Genomic DNA, 21,485 nt, shown 5'->3' with positions numbered 1-21,485 from the left:
AAACCGTCCCGGGTGCTCCTGATAAAGTGGGGCACGGCCTGCCCGCACGCCGGACAAGCCCTTTTCCAGACATCCTTTAAGACCCGTCCCGTGAGGCGGGGAAGGAGGTCCGCTTCGGCATGACCGCATCCCAGGACACGGGCGCCACGCCGCGCCCGCCCCACCAGGTCCTCGACGAGTCCGACATCGCCCGGGTGGTCACCCGCATCGCGCACGAGGTCGTCGAACGCGCCAAGGGCGCGGAGGACGTCGTCCTCCTCGGCATCCACACCCGCGGCGTCCACCTCGCCCGCCGGCTCCGCGCCAGGCTCGCCGCCATCACCGGCCGCGAGATCCCGCTCGGCACCCTGGACATCACCATGTACCGGGACGACCTGCGGATGAAGCCCGCCCGGGCCCTGGAGCACACCGAGATCCCGCCCGGCGGCATCGACGGCCGCCTCGTGGTCCTCGTCGACGACGTGCTCTTCTCGGGCCGCACCGTCCGCGCCGCCCTCGACGCCCTCGGCGACATCGGCCGGCCCCGCGCCGTCCAGCTCGCCGTCCTCGTCGACCGCGGCCACCGCGAACTGCCGATCCGTGCCGACTACGTGGGCAAGAACCTGCCCACCTCGCTGCGCGAGGCCGTCAAGGTCCAGCTCGCCGAGACCGACGGCCGCGACGCCGTCCTGGTCGGCGACCGCGACTACGCCGCCCTGTCCTCCCAGGCCCTGGCCGCCGGCCGGGACCCCGGGAGCGGGGACGCCCCCGACGCCGAGCAGCCGTCCGCACCGCACCTCCCGGAGTAGCAACCGCGTGAAGCGCCACCTCGTCTCCGCCGCCGACCTCACCCGCGACGACGCGCTGCTGATCCTCGACACCGCCGAGGAGATGGCCCAGGTCTCGTCCCGCGCCGTCAAGAAGCTGCCGACCCTGCGCGGCCGCACCGTCGTCAACCTCTTCTTCGAGGACTCCACCCGCACCCGCACCTCCTTCGAGATCGCCGAGAAGCGGCTCTCCGCCGACGTCGTCAACTTCTCCGCGAAGGGCTCCTCGGTCTCCAAGGGCGAGTCCCTCAAGGACACCGCCCTCACCCTCCAGGCCATGGGCGCCGACGCCGTCGTCATCCGGCACGGCGCCTCCGGCGCCCCGCTGCGCCTCGCGCAGTCCGACTGGCTGCACGGCAGCGTCATCAACGCCGGCGACGGCACCCACGAGCACCCCACGCAGGCCCTGCTCGACGCCTTCACCATGCGCCGCCACCTGAACCCCGGCGCCGGCCGCGACCTGGCGGGCCGCCGCGTGACGATCGTCGGCGACATCCTGCACAGCCGCGTCGCCCGCTCCAACGTGCTGCTGCTGAGCACCCTGGGCGCCGAGGTCACCCTGGTCGCCCCGCCGACCCTGGTGCCGATCGGCGTCGAGAGCTGGCCCTGCGAGGTCTCCTACGACCTGGACGCCGTCCTCGCCAAGACCGACGCCCTGATGATGCTGCGCGTCCAGCGCGAGCGGATGAACGCCGCCTTCTTCCCCACCGAGCGCGAGTACTCCCGCCGCTACGGCCTGGACGGCATCCGCATGGCGGCCCTGCCGGGGCACGCCATCGTGATGCACCCCGGCCCGATGGTCCGCGGCATGGAGATCACCGCCGACGTCGCCGACTCGCCCCGCTGCACCGTCGTCGAGCAGGTCGCCAACGGCGTCAGCGTCCGCATGGCCGTCCTGTACCTGCTGCTCGGCGGCGCCACCCCCGCCGACGGCGCCCCCGCCGGCCCCGCCGCCGCCGCCGACGCCCCCGCCGCCCCCGCCGCCGAGGAGAGCACCCCGTGACCACCCACCTCATCCGCAACGCCCGCGTCCTCGGCGGGGACCCGCAGGACGTCCTGATCGCCGACGGGGTCGTCCGCGAGGTCGGCACCGGCCTCGGCGGCGCCGACACCGAGACCGACGCCACCGGCCTGGTCCTCCTCCCGGGCCTGGTCGACCTCCACACCCACCTGCGCGAGCCCGGGCGCGAGGACGCCGAGACCGTCCTCACCGGCACCCGCGCCGCGGCCCGCGGCGGCTACACCGCCGTCCACGCCATGGCCAACACCTTCCCCGTCGCCGACACCGCCGGCGTGGTGGAGCAGGTCTGGCGCCTCGGCCGCGCCTCCGGCTACTGCGACGTGCAGCCGGTCGGCGCCGTCACGGTCGGCCTGGAGGGCAAGCAGCTCGCCGAGCTCGGCGCCATGCACGACTCCGCCGCGGGCGTCCGGGTCTTCTCCGACGACGGCAAGTGCGTCGACGACGCCGTGATCATGCGCCGCGCCCTGGAGTACGTGAAGGCCTTCGACGGCGTCGTCGCCCAGCACGCCCAGGAGCCCCGCCTCACCGAGGGCGCCCAGATGAACGAGGGCGCCGTCTCCGGCGAGCTGGGCCTCGGCGGCTGGCCCGCCGTCGCCGAGGAGGCGATCATCGCCCGGGACGTGCTGCTCGCCGCCCACGTCGGCTCCCGCCTGCACGTCTGCCACGTCTCCACCGCCGGCTCCGTCGAGATCATCCGCTGGGCCAAGGCCAAGGGCTGGGACGTCACCGCCGAGGTCACCCCCCACCACCTGCTCCTCACCGACGAGCTCGTCCGCTCCTACGACCCGGTCTACAAGGTCAACCCGCCGCTGCGCACCGCCGCCGACGTGGCCGCCCTGCGCGAGGCCCTGGCCGACGGCACCATCGACGCCGTCGCCACCGACCACGCCCCGCACCCCGCGGAGGACAAGGACTGCGAGTGGGCCGTCGCCGCCATGGGCATGGTCGGCCTGGAGACCGCGCTCTCCGTCGTCCAGCACGCCATGGTCGACACCGGCCTGCTGGACTGGGCCGGCGTCGCCGACCGCATGTCCTTCCGGCCCGCCCGGATCGGCCGCCTCGCCGGCCACGGCCGCCCCGTCTCGCCGGGTGAGCCGGCCAACCTCGTCCTGGTCGACCCCGCGTACCGTGGAACGGTGATCCCCGAGAGCTTCGCCACCCGCAGCCGCAACACCCCCTACCGCGGCCTGGAGCTGCCCGGACGGGTCCGCGCCACCTTCCTGCGCGGCGTGCCGACCGTCGTCGACGGCGAGCCGGTGGCGCCCGAGGCCGTCGCCGGGGGCGCGGCGTGACCCTCCCGAGCGCACCCCTCGCCCTCCTCGCGGAGGCCCCGCACTCCGCACCGGTCCGGCACTGGGAGCAGTACCTGGGCTGGAGCGCCGGGCTCGTCCTCCTCGTCGTCCTCGTCTACTGGCTGATGCGCCAGGGCTGGAACTGGCGCTCCACCCTCCAGTCCGACCTGCCGCCGCTGCCCGAGCCCCCCGAGGACCCGGGACCGGTCCTCCTCGCCGCCACCGGCCGCTACCACGGCACCACCCGGGCGGGGGAGTGGCTGGAGCGGATCGTCGCCCACGGCCTGGGGGCCCGCAGCCTCGCCGAGCTCACCCTCACCGAGCGCGGCCTGCTGGCCCGCCGCCCCGGCGCCGGGGACCTGTGGATCCCCGCCGGGGACCTGGCCGGCGCCCGCACCGACTCCGGGATCGCCGGCAAGGTCGTCCCCTCCGGCCTGCTGGTCGTCACCTGGCGCCTCGGCGACACGCGCCTCGACTCCGGCTTCCGCGCCGACCACCCCGACCAGCACCCCGCGTGGGTCGCCGCGATCGACCGCATCGCCGCCGCCGCCCCCGCCGCACGACACGACACGGAAGGCACGTCATGACCGCACCCGCCCCCGCCACGCAGGCCCGGCCGTCGGCCGGGCAGCGCCGCGCCGCCCGCCGGGAGCGCGTCCCGGCCGTCCTCGTCCTGGAGGACGGGCGCACCTTCCGCGGCCAGGCGTACGGCGCCGTCGGCGAGACCTTCGGCGAGGCGGTCTTCAACACCGGCATGACCGGCTACCAGGAGACCCTCACCGACCCCTCGTACCACCGCCAGGTGGTCGTGATGACCGCCCCGCACGTCGGCAACACCGGCGTCAACGACGAGGACCCCGAGTCGTCCCGCATCTGGGTCGCCGGCTACGTGGTCCGCGACCCCGCCCGGGTGCCCTCCAACTGGCGCTCGGTGCGCTCCCTGGACGACGAGCTGGAGCGGCAGGGCGTCGTCGGCATCAGCGGCATCGACACCCGCGCCCTCACCCGCCACCTGCGCGAGCGCGGCGCCATGCGCGTCGGCATCTTCTCCGGCCCGGCGCTGGCCGCGGCCGCCGACGACGCCGCGCTGCTGGAGCGGGTCCGGCGGGCCCCGCAGATGACGGGCGCCGACCTCTCCGCCGAGGTCGCCACCGCCGAGCCGTACGTCGTGCCCGCGCTCGGGCCCGACGGCCAGGCCCTGCCCCTGGGCACCGCGCGGTTCACCGTCGCCGCCCTCGACCTCGGCATCAAGGCCATGACCCCGCAGCGGATGGCCGAGCGCGGCATCGAGGTGCACGTGCTGCCCGCCACCGCCACCCTGGAGGAGGTGTACGCCGTCGAACCCGACGGCGTGTTCCTCTCCAACGGCCCCGGCGACCCCGCCACCGCCGACCTCACCGTGGTCCGCGGCGTGCTGGAGCGGAGGACCCCGCTCTTCGGCATCTGCTTCGGCAACCAGCTCCTCGGCCGCGCCGTCGGCTTCGGCACCTACAAGCTGAAGTACGGCCACCGCGGCATCAACCAGCCCGTGCAGGACCGCGCCACCGGCACGGTGGAGGTCACCGCGCACAACCACGGCTTCGCCGTGGACGCGCCCCTCGACCGGGTCACCGACACCCCCTACGGCCGGGTCGAGGTCTCCCACGTCTGCCTCAACGACGACGTGGTCGAGGGCCTGCGCCTGCTCGACACCCCCGCCTTCAGCGTCCAGTACCACCCCGAAGCGGCCGCCGGCCCGCACGACGCCGCCTACCTGTTCGACCGCTTCGTGAAGCTCATGGAGGGCCAGCGTGCCTAAGCGCACCGATATCCAGTCCGTCCTGGTCATCGGCTCCGGCCCGATCGTCATCGGCCAGGCCGCCGAGTTCGACTACTCCGGCACCCAGGCCTGCCGCGTCCTCAAGGCCGAGGGCCTGCGGGTCGTCCTGGTCAACTCCAACCCGGCGACGATCATGACCGACCCGGAGATCGCCGACGCCACCTACGTCGAGCCGATCACCCCGGAGTTCGTCGAGAAGATCATCGCCAAGGAGCGGCCCGACGCGCTGCTCCCCACCCTCGGCGGCCAGACCGCGCTCAACGCCGCCGTGGCGCTGGCCAAGAACGGCGTCCTGGAGAAGTACGGCGTCGAGCTGATCGGCGCCAACATCGAGGCCATCGAGAAGGGCGAGGACCGCGACCGCTTCAAGGCCGTCGTCGAGGCCGTGAAGGCGAAGACCGGCCACGGCGAGTCCGCCCGCTCGGTCATCTGCCACACCATGGACGAGGTCCTGGCGGGCGTCGAGACCCTCGGCGGCTACCCCGTCGTCGTCCGCCCCTCCTTCACCATGGGCGGCGCCGGCTCCGGCTTCGCCCACGACGAGGAGGACCTGCGCCGCATCGCCGGCCAGGGCCTCGCCCTCTCGCCGACCACCGAGGTGCTCCTGGAGGAGTCCATCCTCGGCTGGAAGGAGTACGAGCTGGAGCTGATGCGCGACCGCAATGACAACGTCGTGGTCGTCTGCTCCATCGAGAACTTCGACCCGATGGGCGTCCACACCGGCGACTCCATCACCGTCGCCCCCGCGATGACGCTGACCGACCGCGAGTACCAGGTGCTGCGCGACGTCGGCATCGCCGTCATCCGCGAGGTCGGCGTCGACACCGGCGGCTGCAACATCCAGTTCGCGGTCGACCCCGAGGACGGCCGGGTCATCGTCATCGAGATGAACCCCCGCGTCTCCCGCTCCTCCGCGCTCGCTTCCAAGGCCACCGGCTTCCCGATCGCCAAGATCGCCGCCAAGCTCGCCGTCGGCTACACCCTCGACGAGATCCCCAACGACATCACCGAGCAGACCCCGGCCTCCTTCGAGCCCACCCTCGACTACGTCGTGGTGAAGGTGCCGCGGTTCGCCTTCGAGAAGTTCCCCTCCGCCGACGCCTCCCTCACCACCACCATGAAGTCGGTGGGCGAGGCCATGGCCCTGGGCCGCAACTTCCCCGAGGCGCTCAACAAGGCGCTGCGCTCCCTGGAGAAGAAGGACTCCGAGTTCACCTGGACGGGCGAGCCCGGCGACAAGGACGAGCTGCTCGCCACGGCGCGGACCCCCACCGACGGCCGCATCAACACCGTCATGGAGGCCATCCGGGCCGGGGCCACCCCCGAGGAGGTCTTCGAGGCCACCCGGATCGACCCGTGGTTCGTCGACCAGCTCTTCCTCCTCGACGAGATCGCCGCCGAGCTCGCCGAGGCCCCCGAGCTCACCCCCGGGCTGCTGCGCCACGCCAAGCGGCACGGCTTCTCCGACCGGCAGATCGGCGGGATCCGCGGCCTGAGCGCCGACGTGGTCCGCGAGGTCCGGCACGCCCTCGGCATCCGCCCGGTGTACAAGACCGTCGACACCTGCGCCGCCGAGTTCGCCGCCCGCACGCCGTACTTCTACTCCTCCTACGACGAGGAGACCGAGGTCGCGCCGCGCGAGAAGCCCGCCGTGGTCATCCTCGGCTCCGGGCCCAACCGCATCGGCCAGGGCATCGAGTTCGACTACTCCTGCGTCCACGCCTCCTTCGCGCTCGCCGAGGCCGGCTACGAGACCGTGATGGTCAACTGCAACCCGGAGACCGTCTCCACGGACTACGACACCTCCGACCGGCTCTACTTCGAGCCGCTCACCCTGGAGGACGTCCTGGAGGTCGTCCACGCCGAGCAGCAGGCCGGCCCGCTCGCCGGCGTCATCGTCCAGCTCGGCGGCCAGACCCCGCTCGGCCTCGCCCAGGCGCTCAAGGACAACGGCGTGCCGATCGTCGGCACCTCCCCGGAGGCCATCCACCTCGCCGAGGAGCGCGGCGCCTTCGGCCGCGTGCTGCGCGACGCGGGCCTGCCCGCCCCCAAGCACGGCACCGCCTTCTCCTTCGAGGAGGCCAAGGCCATCGCCGACGAGATCGGCTACCCGGTCCTGGTCCGCCCGTCCTACGTGCTCGGCGGCCGCGGCATGGAGATCGTCTACGACGAGCCGTCGCTGGCCGCGTACCTGGAGCGCCACGCCGGCCTGATCTCCGAGCACCCGGTTCTGGTGGACCGCTTCCTCGACGACGCCGTGGAGATCGACGTCGACGCGCTCTACGACGGCACCGAGCTCTACCTCGGCGGCGTCATGGAGCACATCGAGGAGGCCGGCATCCACTCCGGCGACTCCGCCTGCGCGCTGCCCCCGATCACCCTCGGCGGCCACGACATCAAGCGGCTTCGGGCCTCCACCGAGGCCATCGCCAGGGGCGTCGGGGTCCGCGGACTGATCAACATCCAGTTCGCCATGGCCGGGGACATCCTCTACGTGCTGGAGGCCAACCCCCGCGCCTCGCGCACCGTGCCGTTCACCTCCAAGGCCACCGCCGTGCCGCTGGCCAAGGCCGCCGCCCGCGTCTCGCTCGGCGCCACCATCGCCCAGCTGCGCGCCGAGGGCATGCTCCCGGCCGAGGGCGACGGCGGCACCCTGCCGCTGGAGTGCCCGGTCGCGGTCAAGGAGGCCGTGATGCCGTGGAGCCGCTTCCGCGACGCCTCCGGCCGCGGCGTGGACACCGTCCTCGGCCCGGAGATGCGCTCCACCGGCGAGGTCATGGGCCTGGACTCGGTCTTCGGCACCGCGTACGCCAAGTCCCAGGCCGGCGCCTACGGCGCGCTGCCGCTCAAGGGCCGCGTCTTCGTCTCGGTCGCCAACCGCGACAAGCGCAGCCTGGTCTTCCCCGCCCGCGCCCTGGTCGAGCTCGGCTTCGAGCTGCTCGCCACCTCCGGCACCGCCGAGGTGCTGCAGCGCAACGGCATCCCCTCCACCGTGGTGCGCAAGCACAGCGAGGGCGAGGGCCCGAACGGCGAGAAGACCATCGTGCAGCTCATCCACGACGGCGGGGTCGACCTGATCATCAACACCCCGTTCGGGACCGGCGGCCGCCTCGACGGCTACGAGATCCGCACCGCCTCCGTCGCCCGCGGCGTGCCCTGCCTGACCACGGTCCAGGCCATGGGCGCGGCCGTCCAGGGCATCGACGCACTGATCCGCGGCGACGTCGGCGTCATGTCGCTGCAGGAGCACGCGGCGCTGCTGAACGCGGCCCGGCAGAAGCAGTAGCGCGACCCGTGGGGGGCACGCCGTACCGACGGGGTGCCCCCCACAGTCCTGCCCGGCCCCGCCCGCCCCGCACCCCGGGCCTCCCGCCCGGACCCCACCGCCCGGCCCCCGCACCCCGGCCGGCCCGACCGGCCCCCTCCGCCGGCCCCCTCCGCCCGGCCCACCGGAAGGCACCGCCCCGTGTACCGCCTCCTCTTCGACCTCCTCTTCCGCCGCATGGACCCCGAGAAGGCCCATCACCTGGCCTTCGGCTGGATCCGCACCGCCTCCGCCGTCCCCGGCCTGCGCACCCTGGTCCGCCGGGTGCTCGCCCCCCGCGACCCCGCGCTGCGGGTGACCGCGCTCGGCCTGGACATGCCCGGCCCCTTCGGCCTGGCCGCGGGCTTCGACAAGAACGCCGTCGGCATCGACGGCCTCGCCATGGCCGGCTTCGACCACGTGGAGATCGGCACCGTCACCGGGCAGCCCCAGCCCGGCAACCCCGCCCCGCGCCTCTTCCGCCTCGTCGAGGACCGCGCCCTGGTCAACCGGATGGGCTTCAACAACGACGGCTCCGCCGCCGTCGCCGCCCGCCTCGCGGCCCGGCCCCGCACCTCCACCGTCGTCGGCGTCAACATCGGCAAGACCAAGGCCGTCCCGGAGGCGGAGGCCGTCGCCGACTACGTCACCAGCACCGAGCGCCTGGCCCGCCACGCCGACTACCTCGTCGTCAACGTCAGCTCGCCCAACACCCCCGGGCTGCGGAACCTCCAGGCCGTCGACCAGCTCCGCCCGCTGCTCACCGCCGTCCGCGAGGCCGCCGACCGCTCCGCCGACCGCCGGGTCCCGCTGCTGGTGAAGATCGCCCCCGACCTGGCCGACGCCGACGTCGACGCCGTCGCCGACCTCGCCCTGGAGCTGGGCCTCGACGGCGTCATCGCCACCAACACCACCATCGGCCGCGAGGGTCTGCGCACCGACGCGGCCACCGTGGCGGCGGCCGGCGCCGGCGGCCTGTCCGGCGCGCCGCTGAAGGAGCGCTCGCTGGAGGTGCTGCGCCGCCTGCACGCCCGCACCGGGGGCCGCCTCACCCTCGTCGGGGTCGGCGGGATCGAGACCGCCGACGACGCCTGGGAGCGCATCCTGGCCGGGGCCACCCTGGTCCAGGGCTACAGCGCCTTCATCTACCAGGGCCCCTTCTGGACCCGGCGGGTCCACCGCGGCCTCGCCGCCCGCCTGCGGGCGAGCGGGTACGCGACCCTCGCCGACGCCGTCGGCGCCGGTGCGGCCCCCGTGCCCTCCCCGGACGGCGCCTCCCCGAACGACCCCGCCCGCGACGAGCAGTGAGGACCCCCGTGACCGCCACCCGCAAGGCCCCCGCGCCCGCCCCGATCGCCGTCGCCCTCGACGCCCCCGACCTCGCCACCGCCACCGGCTGGGCCGAGGCCGTCGGCCCGCACGTCTCCACCGTCAAGGTGGGCCTGGAGCTGTACCTCGCCCACGGCCACGACGCCGTCCGCCGGGTGCGCGGGGCCAGCGGCGGCCGCGACCTCTTCCTCGACCTCAAGCTCCACGACATCCCCAACACCGTCGCCGGGGCCGCCCGCTCGGTCGCCGACCTCGCCCCCGCCTACCTCACGGTGCACGCCTCCGGCGGCGCCGCCATGGTCCGCGCCGCCGCCGAGGCGCTGCCGCAGACCCGGATCACCGCCGTCACCGTCCTCACCTCGATGTCCGAGGAGGACCTGGACGCGGTCGGCCTCGCCGGCCCGGCCCTCGACGCGGTGCGCCGCCTCGCCGTGCTCGCCGTCGGCGCGGGCGCCCGCGCCCTGGTCTGCTCGCCGCGCGAGGTCGCCGCGGTGCGGGCCGAGGTGGGCCCGGACGTCCACCTGGTGACCCCCGGCGTGCGTCCGGCGGGCGCGGCGCTGGGCGACCAGGCCCGGGTCGCCACCCCCGAGCAGGCCCTCGCCGACGGCGCCGACCTGCTGGTCGTCGGCCGTCCGGTCACCGCCGCGGCGGACCCGGGCGCGGCGGCCGCCGCGCTCGCCGCCGCCCTCAGGGCCTGAGTCCCGGCCGGCGGGCCGGGGCGTGAGGGCCGTCACACCGGGGCCCGCCGCGGGGATGTATGCGCGGAAATGTCCTGGTCGATCTGCGCTGACCAGGACTTTTCCGTCCCTTCTCCTGACGTGGGCCCCCAGGGGGGGTAGTCTCCGGCGGTAGGTCGCAAGTGGAGCGCGTTTGTCGTTGCTCCTGCAGGTCAGAGCAGCTAGGTTCCTCTGCGATCGCTAGTTGGACATCCCATTCGTTCGAACCCTGAGGTGAACGGCGTGGCACTTCCGCCCCTGACCCCTGAACAGCGCGCTGCTGCGCTCGCCAAGGCCGCTGAGGCTCGCCGGGAGCGCGCCGAGGTGAAGAACAGGCTGAAGCACAGCGGTGCTTCGCTGAGCGAGGTCATCAAGCAGGGCCAGGAGAACGACGTCATCGGCAAGATGAAGGTCTCCGCCCTGCTCGAGTCCCTCCCCGGCGTCGGCAAGGTCCGCGCCAAGCAGATCATGGAGCGCCTCGGCATCTCCGAGTCCCGCCGCGTCCGCGGTCTCGGCTCCAATCAGATCGCCTCGCTGGAGCGCGAGTTCGGCGGCGCGACCGCCTCCTGAGGCCCCGCAGCCGCACCGGTGTCCCGGCACGCCCCGCGTCCGGGATAATCGGTGCATGAGTGAACGTCCGCGGCTGACCGTGCTCTCCGGCCCCTCCGGTGTCGGCAAGAGCACGGTCGTCGCCCATATGCGCAAGGCACACCCCGAGGTCTGGCTCTCCGTGTCGGCGACCACCCGCAGGCCCCGGCCGGGGGAGCGGCACGGCGTCCAGTACTGGTTCACCGGCGAGGACGAGTTCGGCAAGCTGGTCGCCAACGGCGAGCTGCTGGAGTGGGCCGTCTTCGCGGGCAATCGCTACGGCACCCCGCGCGGACCGGTCCTGGAGCGGCTGGAGCGCGGCGAGCCCGTGCTGCTGGAGATCGACCTCCAGGGCGCCCGCCAGGTCCGCGAGTCGATGCCCGACGCCCAGCTGGTCTTCCTCGCCCCGCCCTCCTGGGACGAACTGGTGCGCCGGCTCACCGGCCGCGGCACCGAGCCGCAGGAGGTCATCGAGGAGCGGCTGGCCGCGGCCCGGGTGGAGCTGGCGGCGGAGTCGGAGTTCGACGTGACGCTTGTCAACACCTCCGTCGAGCAGGTAGCGGCCGAACTGCTAGCCTTGATGAACGTTGTCTGATCTTTTCCACCCTTTCGGAAGGTTTCTCGCGTGTCCTCTTCCATGACCGCGCCCGAGGGCATCATCAACCCGCCGATCGACGAGCTGCTCGAGGCCACGGACTCGAAGTACAGCCTGGTGATCTACGCGGCGAAGCGTGCGCGGCAGATCAACGCCTACTACTCGCAGCTGGGCGAGGGCCTGCTGGAGTACGTCGGGCCGCTGGTCGACACCCACGTGCACGAGAAGCCGCTGTCGATCGCGCTCCGCGAGATCAACGCCGGCATGCTGACCGCCGAGGCCATCGAGACCGCTCCGTAGGGTCGCGCCTTCCTCCGCGGACGTCCGCCGCGGGTCCCGCCGTGCACCGGCGGACCCGCGGCGTCCGCATGTCCGCGCCCGGCCCGGCGCCGCACCCCCGCCGCCGCGCCCGCCCCGGCCCCGTCGCGGCGGCCGCGGCGCCGCCCGTACAGTGTGGGCTGATCCCAGGAGCCACCCCCACGAGCCGGAGCCGATCAGCATGAACGGGCGCCCCGAACCCGAGCCGAGCGCGGCGGCGGAGTCCGCCGCCCAGCCGCGCGTCGTCCTCGGCGTCTGCGGCGGCATCGCCGCCTACAAGGCGTGCGAGCTGCTGCGCCGCCTCACCGAGTCCGGCCACGCGGTGACGGTGGTCCCCACCGCCTCCGCGCTGCACTTCGTCGGCGAGGCGACCTGGGCCGCGCTCTCCGGCAACCGGGTGGCGACCGAGGTGTGGGAGAGCGTCCACGAGGTCCCGCACGTGCGGATCGGCCAGCAGGCCGACCTGGTGGTCGTCGCCCCCGCCACCGCCGACATGCTCGCGAGGGCCGCCCACGGCCTCGCCGACGACCTGCTCACCAACACCCTGCTGACGGCCCGCTGCCCGGTGGTCTTCGCCCCGGCCATGCACACCGAGATGTGGGAGCACCCGGCCACGCAGGAGAACGTCGCGACCCTGCGCCGCCGCGGCGCGGTCGTCCTCGACCCGGCGGTCGGCCGGCTCACTGGCGCGGACACCGGCAAGGGGCGCCTCCCGGACCCCGCCGCCATCTTCGACGCCTGCCGCCGGGTGCTCGCCCGCGGCGGCGCCCCGGCCGCCGACCTCGCCGGCCGGCACGTGGTGGTCTCCGCGGGCGGCACCCGCGAGCCGCTGGACCCGGTCCGCTTCCTCGGCAACCGCTCCTCCGGCAAGCAGGGCTACGCCCTGGCCGCCGCGGCCGCCGCCCGCGGCGCCCGGGTCACCCTGCTGGCCGCCAACACCGCCCTGCCGGACCCCGCCGGGGTGGACGTGGTCCGGGTGTCGACCGCCCTCCAGCTGCGGGAGGCCGCGCTCAAGGCCGCCGCCGACGCGGACGCCGTGGTGATGGCGGCCGCCGTCGCCGACTTCCGGCCGGCGCACTACGCCGCCGGGAAGATCAAGAAGGTGGAGGGGCGGGAGCCCGCGCCGGTCGCCCTGGAGCGCAATCCCGACATCCTCGCCGAGCTCTCCGCCGACCGCGCCCGCCCCGGCCAGGTCGTCGTCGGCTTCGCCGCCGAGACGGACGACGTGCTGGCCAACGGCCGCGCCAAGCTGGCGCGCAAGGGCTGCGACCTGCTCGTCGTCAACGAGGTGGGCGAGCACAAGGTCTTCGGCGGCGACACCAACGAGGCGGTGGTCCTCGCCGCCGACGGCACCGAGACGCCGGTCCCGTACGGGCCGAAGGACGCCCTGGCGGAGCGGGTCTGGGACCTGGTGGCGGCCCGGCTGGCCTGACCCGGCCGGCCCGGTGGGGAGGGCGCCCGCACGGGCGGCGGCCGAACGGGTGTACGGATGGCCCAAACGTACACGTCAGGTGACCGTTCGGTCCGGATGTGCCATCCACCACCCGAGACCGCATGTCCTTTCCCAGGTCATCACGGTTAGACTCGCCCTCAGAAGTCTTTCCGGACGCCCCCGGCCCGCCGGGGGCGTTCAGTCAGCAGCCGCTGCAACCCCAGGGAGCGCTGTGTCTCGCCGCCTGTTCACCTCGGAGTCCGTCACCGAGGGCCACCCCGACAAGATCGCTGACCAGATCAGCGACACCATCCTCGACGCGCTCCTCAAGGACGACCCCTCCTCCCGGGTCGCCGTCGAGACGCTGATCACCACCGGCCAGGTGCACGTGGCCGGCGAGGTCACCACCAAGGCGTACGCGCCGATCGCGACGCTCGTCCGGGACAGGATCCTGGAGATCGGCTACGACAGCTCCAAGAAGGGCTTCGACGGAGCCTCCTGCGGCGTCTCGGTCTCCATCGGCGCGCAGTCGCCCGACATCGCCCAGGGTGTGGACGCGGCGTACGAGAACCGCGTGGAGGGCGACGACGACGAGCTGGACCGCCAGGGCGCCGGCGACCAGGGCCTGATGTTCGGCTACGCGTGCGACGACACCCCCGAGCTGATGCCGCTGCCGATCACGCTGGCCCACCGCCTGGCCCGCCGCCTCTCCGAGGTGCGCAAGAACGGGACCATCCCCTACCTGCGCCCGGACGGCAAGACCCAGGTCACCATCGAGTACGACGGCGACCGCCCGGTCCGCCTGGACACCGTGGTCGTCTCCAGCCAGCACGCCAGCGACATCGACCTGGACTCGCTGCTCGCCCCCGACATCCGCGAGTTCGTGGTGGAGCCGGAGCTGGCCCGCCTGGCGGAGGACGGCATCACGCTGGCCACCGAGGGCTACCGGCTGCTGGTCAACCCGACCGGCCGCTTCGAGATCGGCGGCCCGATGGGCGACGCCGGCCTGACCGGCCGCAAGATCATCATCGACACCTACGGCGGCATGGCCCGCCACGGCGGCGGCGCCTTCTCCGGCAAGGACCCGTCCAAGGTGGACCGCTCGGCCGCGTACGCGATGCGCTGGGTCGCCAAGAACATCGTCGCCGCGGGCCTGGCCCGCCGCGCCGAGGTCCAGGTCGCCTACGCCATCGGCAAGGCCGAGCCGGTGGGCCTCTTCGTGGAGACCTTCGGCACCGAGACCGCCCCGGTCGAGAGGATCCAGGCCGCCGTGGCCCAGGTCTTCGACCTGCGGCCGGCCGCGATCATCCGCGACCTCGACCTGCTGCGCCCGATCTACGCCCAGACGGCGGCGTACGGCCACTTCGGCCGCGACCTGCCGGACTTCACCTGGGAGCGGACCGACCGCGCCGAGGAGCTGCGCAAGGCCGTCGAGGCCTGACGCCCCCGCGGGGCGGACGCTCCCGCACGGAACGCCACGGTGGCCCCGCGACGACGTCGCGGGGCCACCGCCGCGTCCGGCGCGCGCCCCCGCCGTCCGCCGCCGGACGGGACCCCGGGGGCCGCCCGGCCCGCCCCCGCCGCCGGCCGGCGCCGCCGTCCCGGCCTGTCCGTCCCGTCTGGTACCACTGGGAGCGATGAGCACCACCGACCCGCAGCAGCCCGGCACCGTGACCGGCTCAGGGGCCGGGCCCGTGACCGGGCCCGGGCCCGGCGCGGAGGCAGCCCCGGTGACCGCCCCGGAGGCCGGACCGCCCGAGCAGCTGGCCCTGCTCCGCGCGTCCGTCCGCCGGGCGCGGCCGCGCGCCCGCGGGCCGCAGCCGCTCGCCGACGAGCTGCCCGTCGCCCGGGTGCTGGTGGACAAGGGTCTCGCCCACCTGGACCAGTACTACGACTACGCCGTGCCCGCGAAGATGGCCGGGGCCGCCCAGCCCGGCGTCCGCGTCCGGGTGCGGTTCGGCGCCCGCGTCGTGGACGGCCGCCGGGCCGGCGGCGGCCTCGTCGACGGGTACGTCGTCGAGCGCCGCGCCGCCTCCGACTACCCCGGCCCGCTCGCCCCGCTCTCCCAGGTGCTCTCGCCCGAGCCCGTCCTCACGCCCGCCCTGCTCCGCCTGTGCCGGGCCGTCGCCGACCGGTACGCAGGCACCCTCGCCGACGTGCTCAGCCTCGCCGTACCGCCCCGCCACGCCCGGGCCGAGGCCGACCCCTCGCCGGACCCGCTGCCCGCCCCGCCCGCGCCCGCGCCGGGCGGCTGGGCCCGCTACCCCGCCGGTCCGGCCTTCCTCGACGCCCTCGCCGCCGGGCGGTCCCCGCGCGCCGTGTGGACCGCCCTGCCCGGCCCCCGGTGGCCCGAGGAGGTCGCCCGCGCGGCCGCCGCCACCCTCGCCTCCGGACGCGGCGTCCTCGTCGTGCTGCCCGACGGCCGCGCCACCGCCCGCGTCGACGCCGCCCTCACCGCCGTCCTCGGCCCCGGCCGCCACACCGCCCTCACCGCCGAGCTCGGCCAGGAGGAGCGCTACCGCCGCTGGCTCGCCGTCAGCCGCGGCTCCGTGCGCGCTGTCGCCGGCACCCGCGCCGCGATGTTCGCGCCCGTCCGCGACCTCGGCCTGCTCGTCGTCTGGGACGACGGCGACTCCAGCCACTCCGACCTGCACGCCCCCCATCCGCACGCCCGCGACGTCGCCCTGATGCGTGCCGCCGAGGAGGGCGCCGGCGTGCTGATCGGCGGCTTCGCCGTGACCGTGGAGGCCGCCCGGCTCGTCGCCACCCGGTGGGCCCGGCCGCTGGTCCCCGACCGGGACGGGCTCCGCCGCGCCGCGCCCCTGGTCCGCACCGTCGACGACCGCGACCTGGACCGCGACGGTGCCGCCCGGGCCGCCCGCCTGCCCACCCTCGCCTGGCGGACCGCCCGCGACGCCCTCGCCCGCGGCCCGGTCCTGGTCCAGGTGCCGCGCCGCGGCTACGTGCCCCGGCTCGCCTGCGCCCGCTGCCGCGAGCAGGCCCGCTGCGCCCACTGCGCCGGCCCGCTGGAGGCCCGCGGCGTCGACGGGCTGCTGCACTGCGTCTGGTGCGGGCGTCCCGAGGCCGACTGGCACTGCCCCGAGTGCGGCTCCTTCCGGCTGCGGGCCCAGGTGGTCGGCGCCCGCCGCACCGCGGACGAGCTCGGGCGCGCCTTCCCCGCCGTTCCGGTGCGGACCTCCGGGCGGGACGCCGTCCTCGCCGCGGTGTCCGGCGAACCGGCCCTCGTCGTGGCCACCCCCGGCGCCGAACCCGTCGCCGACGGCGGCTACGCCGCCGCCCTGCTGCTCGACGGGTGGGCCCTGCTGAACCGGCCCGACCTGCGGGCGGGGGAGGAGGCGCTGCGCCGCTGGCTGGGCGCCGCCGCCCTGGTGCGGCCGCACGCCGAGGGCGGGACGGTGGTGGTCGTCGCCGAGCCGACGCTGCGGCCCGTCCAGGCCCTGGTGCGGTGGGACCCGGCCGGACACGCCGCCACCGAGCTCCAGGAGCGGGAGCAGCTCGGCTTCCCGCCGGTCTCCCGGATGGCCGCGGTCACCGGCTCGCCGGCCGCCGTCGCCGACCTGCTCGCCCTCACCCGGCTGCCCGAGGGCGCGGACGTCCTCGGGCCGGTGCCCGTCCCCGGGCCGCCCGAGGCCGGGGGGGAGCCGCAGCAGCGGGCGCTGGTCCGCGTCCCCCCGGGGCAGGGCGGTGCGCTCGCCGCCGCCCTCAAGGCCGCCCGGGTGGCCCGGCTCGCCCGCAAGCAGCCCGAGCCCGTGCGGATCCGCATCGACCCGCCGGACATCGGCTGACGGCGGCCGCGTCCGCGGCGGCGCGGGAGCCGGGCGCGGGCCGCCGCGTCCGGCCTGCGGACGGCCCGCGTCCGGACGTCGGCCGCCGCGCCCGGCGCGGGCCGGACCGTCCCGGCCCGCGCCCCGGGGAGCCCCGTCAGTGCACCGGCCGCTGCAGCGGCCGGACGGAGCCGGCCTGCCGGGCCGCCGGGATCACGGCGGACCGGGCGGCGGCCGCCACCGGCTGGGGCGCCGTCGGCTGGTGCGGCACGGACGGCACCGCCGGCGGGCCGTCCGCAGGCCCGGCGGGCACCGGGCCCCCCGGGCCCCCCGCCGCCTGGCCCACCGGTGTGCGGCGCATGCCGTAGCGGCGGTGCACCGCCTGCTTGGTCACGCCCAGGGCCGAACCCACCGAGTCCCACGAGAACCCCAGCGAGCGGTCGAACTCCACCGCCGCGCCCACCAGCGACTCGATGCTGTCCCGCAGCTCCTGCGCCAGCCGTACGGTCGGCGCGGGCGCCCGTCCGTACACCACGAAGCCGGTGGAGCCGCCGGCCCTGCGCGGCCGGTAGACGTTGCCCAGCTGGGCGGTGAGCGTCCGCAGCGCGTCCACCTGGCGGCGCACTCTCTCGATGTCGCGGACGAGCAGGTGCAGGCTGGCCCGAGCCCGGGCGTCGTGTGTCGTGTGGTCGGCCATAGAACCGGAGCCTCCAGGACGGCGGGGAGCGGCCGGGGCGCTGCTGCCACGGCCGGATCCGTCCGCGCGGTCAATCTCGCCTTGACCAACGCCCGACCCGCCCCCCTGGTCACGCTTTCGGCGGAACCGGTACGGGAGCCGCCCCCGGTCCCGCCCTCCCGCACCCGCGCCCGCCCGGCCGCCCGCCACCCGCCTGCCCGGCCGCCCGCCGCCCGGCCCCGGCCCGCCCGGCCGCCGCCCGTGCGGAACGGCGGCCCCGCCCCCGTAGACTGGTACGCCGTCCCTGCCTCGACCCGACGGGAGCACCCTCCGGTGGCGATACAGCCGATCCGCATCTTCGGCGACCCGGTCCTGCGCACCCCGGCCCGGCCGGTGACCACCTTCGACAAGGAGCTGCGCACCCTGGTCAAGGACCTCACGGACACCATGCTGGACGCGCCCGGCGCGGGCCTGGCCGCCCCCCAGCTCGGCGTCTCGCTGCGGGTCTTCACCTACGTCGTCGACGGCGAGATCGGCCACCTGGTCAACCCCGACCTGTCGCTCACCGACGAGGAGCAGGAGGGTCCCGAGGGCTGCCTCTCCCTGCCCGGCCTGACGTTCGACACCCGCCGCGCGTACGGCGTGGTCGCCCGCGGCCTCAACATGCACGGCGACCCGGTGACCGTCGAGGGCACGCAGCTGCTGGCCCGCTGCATCCAGCACGAGACGGACCACCTCGACGGCATCATCTTCATCGACCGCCTCGACCGCGAGCAGCGCAAGGCGGCGCTGCGGGCCATCCGCGAGGCCGAGTGGTCCGGCGGTCCGGCCCCGCAGGTGAAGGTCTCCCCGCACAGCACGTTCGGCGGCGCCCGCTAGCCCCGTCCCGCCGGCCGGCCCCGCGCCCGTCCCGCCCGCTCCGACCCAGCCCGCTCCGCCCCAGGAAGGCCCCACCCCCGCATGAGGCTCGTCTTCGCCGGCACCCCCGAGGTCGCCGTCCCCGCGCTGGAGGCCCTGCTCGCCTCCGACCGGCACCAGGTCGCAGCGGTCGTCACCCGGCCCGACGCGCCCGCCGGACGCGGCCGCCGCCTGGTGGCGAGCCCGGTCGCCCAGCGGGCCGAGGAGGCGGGCGTCGAGGTCCTCAAGCCCGCCCGTCCCCGCGACCCGGACTTCCTGGAGCGGCTGGCCGCCATCGCCCCGGACTGCTGCCCGGTGGTCGCGTACGGGGCGCTGCTGCCCCGGGCCGCCCTCGACGTCCCGCGGCTGGGCTGGGTCAACCTGCACTTCTCGCTGCTGCCCGCCTGGCGCGGCGCCGCCCCGGTGCAGCACGCGGTGATGGCCGGCGACGAGGTCACCGGCGCCTCCACCTTCCTCATCGAGGAGGGCCTGGACTCCGGGCCGGTCTACGGCGTCCTCACCGAGGAGATCCGCCCCACCGACACCAGCGGCGAACTCCTCGACCGCCTCTCCCGCTCGGGCGCCCGGCTGCTGGCCGCCACCATGGACGGCATCGAGGACGGCTCCCTGCACGCCGTCCCGCAGCCCGCCGACGGCGTCACCCTCGCCCCGAAGATCACCGTCGAGGACGCGCGCGTCGACTGGAGGGCCCCCGCCCTGCGGATCGACCGCGTCGTGCGCGGCTGCGCCCCCGCTCCCGGCGCCTGGACCGTCTTCCGGGGCGAGCGCCTCAAGCTCGCCGGGCCCGTCCGGCTGCTCACCGACCGCGCGGAGCTGGCCCCCGGCGAACTGGCCGTCGCCAGGAACAGCGTGCGGGTCGGCACCGGCAGCCACGAGGTCGAGCTGGGCGACGTCCAGCCGCAGGGCAAGAAGCGGATGGGCGCGGGAGACTGGGCGAGGGGCGTCCGCATCGGGTCCGGCGAGTTCCTGGGCGCCTGACCGGGGCGCCCGCCCCGCCCCACCGGACCCGCACCCCTCCCCTGTCCCCGCCTGCCCGCACCGCCGCACCGAACCCGCACCGCCGCACCGATCCGTGATCCGACGCACCTTCCCGCGAGGCCCCGCATGACCACCCCGCCCCCCGCCCGCGGCCGCCGCGCCCCGCGCCCGTACCGCCGCCCCAAGAAGGACCCGGCGCGCATGGTCGCCTTCGAGGCGCTGCGCGCCGTCGACGAGCGCGACGCCTACGCCAACCTGATCCTGCCCTCCCTGCTCCGCGAGGCCGAGCGCAGGAGCGGCCTCGACCGCCGCGACGCCGCCCTGGCCACCGAGCTGGTCTACGGCGCGCTGCGCCGCCAGGGCACCTACGACGCCGTCGTCGCGGCCTGCGTCGACCGGCCGCTGCGCGAGGTCGACCCGCCGGTCCTGGACGTCCTCGTCCTCGGCGCCCACCAGCTGCTCGGCACCCGCATCCCCCCGCACGCCGCCGTCTCCGCCACCGTGGAGCTGGCCCGGGTGGTGCTCGGCGACGGCCGCGCCAAGTTCGTCAACGCCGTGCTGCGCCGCATCGCCGCCCGCGACCTCGACGGCTGGCTGGCCGAGGTCGCCCCGCCCTACGAGAAGGACGCCGAGGACCACCTCGCCGTCGTCCACTCCCACCCCCGCTGGGTGGTCTCCGCCCTCTGGGACTCCCTCGGCCGCTGGCAGCCCGACGCCTCCGGCCGCGCCGGCATCGAGGACCTGCTCGAGGCCGACAACGCCCGGCCCGAGGTCACCCTGGTCGCCCGCCCCGGCCGCTCCACCGCCGACGAGATCCGCGCCTCCCTGCCCGAGGAGACGACCGCGCCCGGCCGCTGGTCCCCGTACGCGGTCCGCCTCGCCGAGGGCGGCGACCCGGCGGCCGTCGACGCCGTCCGCGAGAACCGGGCCAGCGTCCAGGACGAGGGCAGCCAGCTCGTCGCCGCCGCCCTGGCCGCCGCGTCCCTGGACGGCCCCGACCGGCTCTGGCTGGACGGCTGTGCTGGCCCCGGCGGCAAGGCCGCCCTGCTCGCCGCCCTCGCCGCCGGCCGCGGCGCCGCCCTGGTCGCCTCCGAGAAGCAGCCGCACCGCGCCCGTCTGGTCGCCCGCGCCCTGGACGGCAACCCCGGCCCGTACGCCGTCGTCACCGCCGACGGCACCCGCCCGGCATGGCGGCCCGGCACCTTCGACCGGGTCCTGGTCGACGTGCCCTGCTCCGGCCTCGGCGCGCTGCGCCGCCGTCCCGAGGCCCGCTGGCGCCGCCGCCCCGACGACCTGGCCGCCTTCGGCCCGCTCCAGCGCGGCCTGCTGCGCTCCGCCCTGGACGCGGCCCGGCCCGGCGGCGTCGTCGGGTACGCCACCTGCTCCCCGCATCTGGCCGAGACCCGCTCCGTCGTCGACGACGTGCTGCGCGGCCGTACCGACACCGAGTGGATCGACGCCCGCCCGCTGCTGCCCGGCCTCCCCGGCCTCGGCGACGGCCCGGACGTCCAGCTCTGGCCGCACCTGCACGGCACCGACGCGATGTACCTGGCGCTGCTGCGCCGCACGTCCTGACAGGCCCCGCCGCCCTTCCCGCGACCGGGACCCCGCCACCCGACCCCGCCGGCGCCCGCCGGCGGGGTCGGGTGCCCTCCGCCGTCTCCCGGCCCCTTCCGCCGCGCCCCCCGCGTGACGCCGCCTTCGGTCCCCTTCCGACGGGTCCCCCGCGTGACGCCGCGTCCCGCCGCGTGACGCGCCACCCCTCTGCCGCGACGTCCCGCAATCCGCTGTGACCTGCACTGAGACGGTCGTCACCACGGCGCGGTGTTCCGGCCCGCCGTCAGTGGGCAGGTCTACACTCGGCCACTTCCCCCGGCGCGCCGCGGCGGGGGAGGAGCGGCCGCCGCC

General features: G+C 75.8%; 18 protein-coding genes. 17 read left to right on the top strand and 1 reads right to left on the bottom strand.

Features of this window, described 5'->3' with window-relative positions; translation table 11 throughout:
• The first annotated feature begins 119 nt into the window (after positions 1-119).
• The 14 genes from pyrR to ACFY07_RS01845 all read left to right on the top strand — a co-directional run bounded on the left by pyrR (position 120) and on the right by ACFY07_RS01845 (position 17,026).
• A complete protein-coding gene (gene pyrR, locus ACFY07_RS01910; protein WP_390866917.1) occupies positions 120-788 on the top strand; it encodes a bifunctional pyr operon transcriptional regulator/uracil phosphoribosyltransferase PyrR in 669 nt (222 codons plus the stop codon).
• 7 nt (positions 789-795) lie between these two features.
• Positions 796-1,809 (top strand): aspartate carbamoyltransferase catalytic subunit, encoded by a 1,014-nt coding sequence (locus tag ACFY07_RS01905; RefSeq protein WP_390866916.1) that lies wholly within the window; start codon positions 796-798, stop codon positions 1,807-1,809.
• A complete protein-coding gene (locus ACFY07_RS01900) occupies positions 1,806-3,119 on the top strand; it encodes a dihydroorotase (RefSeq protein ID WP_390866915.1) in 1,314 nt (437 codons plus the stop codon). Before ACFY07_RS01905 ends, ACFY07_RS01900 begins: the two co-directional genes overlap by 4 nt.
• Complete coding sequence (locus tag ACFY07_RS01895; RefSeq protein WP_390866913.1) at positions 3,116-3,706, top strand: hypothetical protein; 591 nt, start codon at positions 3,116-3,118, stop codon at positions 3,704-3,706. The genes ACFY07_RS01900 and ACFY07_RS01895 overlap by 4 nt, the downstream gene beginning before the upstream one ends.
• A complete protein-coding gene (carA, locus tag ACFY07_RS01890; RefSeq protein ID WP_230647628.1) occupies positions 3,703-4,917 on the top strand; it encodes a glutamine-hydrolyzing carbamoyl-phosphate synthase small subunit in 1,215 nt (404 codons plus the stop codon). The genes ACFY07_RS01895 and carA overlap by 4 nt, the downstream gene beginning before the upstream one ends.
• A complete protein-coding gene (carB, locus tag ACFY07_RS01885) occupies positions 4,910-8,224 on the top strand; it encodes a carbamoyl-phosphate synthase large subunit (RefSeq protein ID WP_390866912.1) in 3,315 nt (1,104 codons plus the stop codon). The genes carA and carB overlap by 8 nt, the downstream gene beginning before the upstream one ends.
• Before the next feature lie 180 nt (positions 8,225-8,404).
• Positions 8,405-9,550 carry a quinone-dependent dihydroorotate dehydrogenase gene (locus ACFY07_RS01880; protein WP_390866911.1) on the top strand — a complete coding sequence of 382 codons (1,146 nt, stop codon included), beginning with the start codon at positions 8,405-8,407 and terminating at the stop codon, positions 9,548-9,550.
• Between the two features lie 8 nt (positions 9,551-9,558).
• Positions 9,559-10,269 carry an orotidine-5'-phosphate decarboxylase gene (pyrF, locus tag ACFY07_RS01875; protein WP_390866910.1) on the top strand — a complete coding sequence of 237 codons (711 nt, stop codon included), beginning with the start codon at positions 9,559-9,561 and terminating at the stop codon, positions 10,267-10,269.
• A gap of 261 nt (positions 10,270-10,530) precedes the next feature.
• Positions 10,531-10,857 carry an integration host factor, actinobacterial type gene (locus ACFY07_RS01870; RefSeq protein WP_230647619.1) on the top strand — a complete coding sequence of 109 codons (327 nt, stop codon included), beginning with the start codon at positions 10,531-10,533 and terminating at the stop codon, positions 10,855-10,857.
• Positions 10,858-10,912: 55 nt separating this feature from the next.
• Positions 10,913-11,470, top strand: a complete 558-nt coding sequence (gene gmk, locus ACFY07_RS01865) for a guanylate kinase (protein WP_230647617.1) — start codon at positions 10,913-10,915, stop codon at positions 11,468-11,470.
• Positions 11,471-11,500: 30 nt separating this feature from the next.
• Complete coding sequence (gene rpoZ / locus ACFY07_RS01860) at positions 11,501-11,770, top strand: DNA-directed RNA polymerase subunit omega (protein ID WP_111492960.1); 270 nt, start codon at positions 11,501-11,503, stop codon at positions 11,768-11,770.
• 199 nt (positions 11,771-11,969) lie between these two features.
• Entirely contained in the window at positions 11,970-13,220 is a 1,251-nt protein-coding gene (gene coaBC / locus ACFY07_RS01855) for a bifunctional phosphopantothenoylcysteine decarboxylase/phosphopantothenate--cysteine ligase CoaBC (protein ID WP_230647615.1), read from the top strand.
• A gap of 232 nt (positions 13,221-13,452) precedes the next feature.
• Positions 13,453-14,661, top strand: coding sequence for a methionine adenosyltransferase (gene metK / locus ACFY07_RS01850; protein ID WP_230647613.1), 1,209 nt, complete (start codon positions 13,453-13,455; stop codon positions 14,659-14,661).
• A 196-nt stretch (positions 14,662-14,857) separates the two neighbouring features.
• Positions 14,858-17,026, top strand: a complete 2,169-nt coding sequence (locus ACFY07_RS01845) for a primosomal protein N' (RefSeq protein ID WP_390866908.1) — start codon at positions 14,858-14,860, stop codon at positions 17,024-17,026.
• A gap of 136 nt (positions 17,027-17,162) precedes the next feature.
• Here ACFY07_RS01845 and ACFY07_RS01840 read toward each other — a convergent pair whose 3' ends face one another.
• On the bottom strand, positions 17,163-17,702 hold the full coding sequence (locus ACFY07_RS01840) for a hypothetical protein (protein WP_390866907.1): 540 nt from the start codon (positions 17,700-17,702) through the stop codon (positions 17,163-17,165).
• A 312-nt stretch (positions 17,703-18,014) separates the two neighbouring features.
• On the opposite strand from ACFY07_RS01840, the gene def reads away from it, so the two are divergent.
• The 3 genes from def (at position 18,015) to ACFY07_RS01825 (ending at position 21,152) form a co-directional block, all read left to right on the top strand.
• A complete protein-coding gene (def, locus tag ACFY07_RS01835) occupies positions 18,015-18,560 on the top strand; it encodes a peptide deformylase (protein ID WP_230647607.1) in 546 nt (181 codons plus the stop codon).
• 81 nt (positions 18,561-18,641) lie between these two features.
• A complete protein-coding gene (gene fmt, locus ACFY07_RS01830; protein ID WP_390866906.1) occupies positions 18,642-19,577 on the top strand; it encodes a methionyl-tRNA formyltransferase in 936 nt (311 codons plus the stop codon).
• A 126-nt stretch (positions 19,578-19,703) separates the two neighbouring features.
• On the top strand, positions 19,704-21,152 hold the full coding sequence (locus ACFY07_RS01825; RefSeq protein ID WP_390866905.1) for an RsmB/NOP family class I SAM-dependent RNA methyltransferase: 1,449 nt from the start codon (positions 19,704-19,706) through the stop codon (positions 21,150-21,152).
• Positions 21,153-21,485: the final 333 nt, after the last annotated feature.

This window comes from Streptomyces sp. NPDC001380 (assembly GCF_042895785.1).
GTDB lineage: Bacteria > Actinomycetota > Actinomycetes > Streptomycetales > Streptomycetaceae > Peterkaempfera.
This window is presented reverse-complemented; position numbering and strand designations above follow the sequence as displayed.

What these genes read in the sequence shown, in the direction of transcription:
- pyrR (WP_390866917.1), top strand. Translation starts at nt 120, where the DNA reads ATGACCGCATCCCAGGACACGGGCGCCACGCCGCGCCCGCCCCACCAG.
- carA (WP_230647628.1), top strand. Translation starts at nt 3,703, where the DNA reads ATGACCGCACCCGCCCCCGCCACGCAGGCCCGGCCGTCGGCCGGGCAG.
- gmk (WP_230647617.1), top strand. Translation starts at nt 10,913, where the DNA reads ATGAGTGAACGTCCGCGGCTGACCGTGCTCTCCGGCCCCTCCGGTGTC.
- coaBC (WP_230647615.1), top strand. Translation starts at nt 11,970, where the DNA reads ATGAACGGGCGCCCCGAACCCGAGCCGAGCGCGGCGGCGGAGTCCGCC.
- ACFY07_RS01845 (WP_390866908.1), top strand. Translation starts at nt 14,858, where the DNA reads ATGAGCACCACCGACCCGCAGCAGCCCGGCACCGTGACCGGCTCAGGG.
- ACFY07_RS01840 (WP_390866907.1), bottom strand. Translation starts at nt 17,702, where the DNA reads ATGGCCGACCACACGACACACGACGCCCGGGCTCGGGCCAGCCTGCAC.
- fmt (WP_390866906.1), top strand. Translation starts at nt 18,642, where the DNA reads ATGAGGCTCGTCTTCGCCGGCACCCCCGAGGTCGCCGTCCCCGCGCTG.
- ACFY07_RS01825 (WP_390866905.1), top strand. Translation starts at nt 19,704, where the DNA reads ATGACCACCCCGCCCCCCGCCCGCGGCCGCCGCGCCCCGCGCCCGTAC.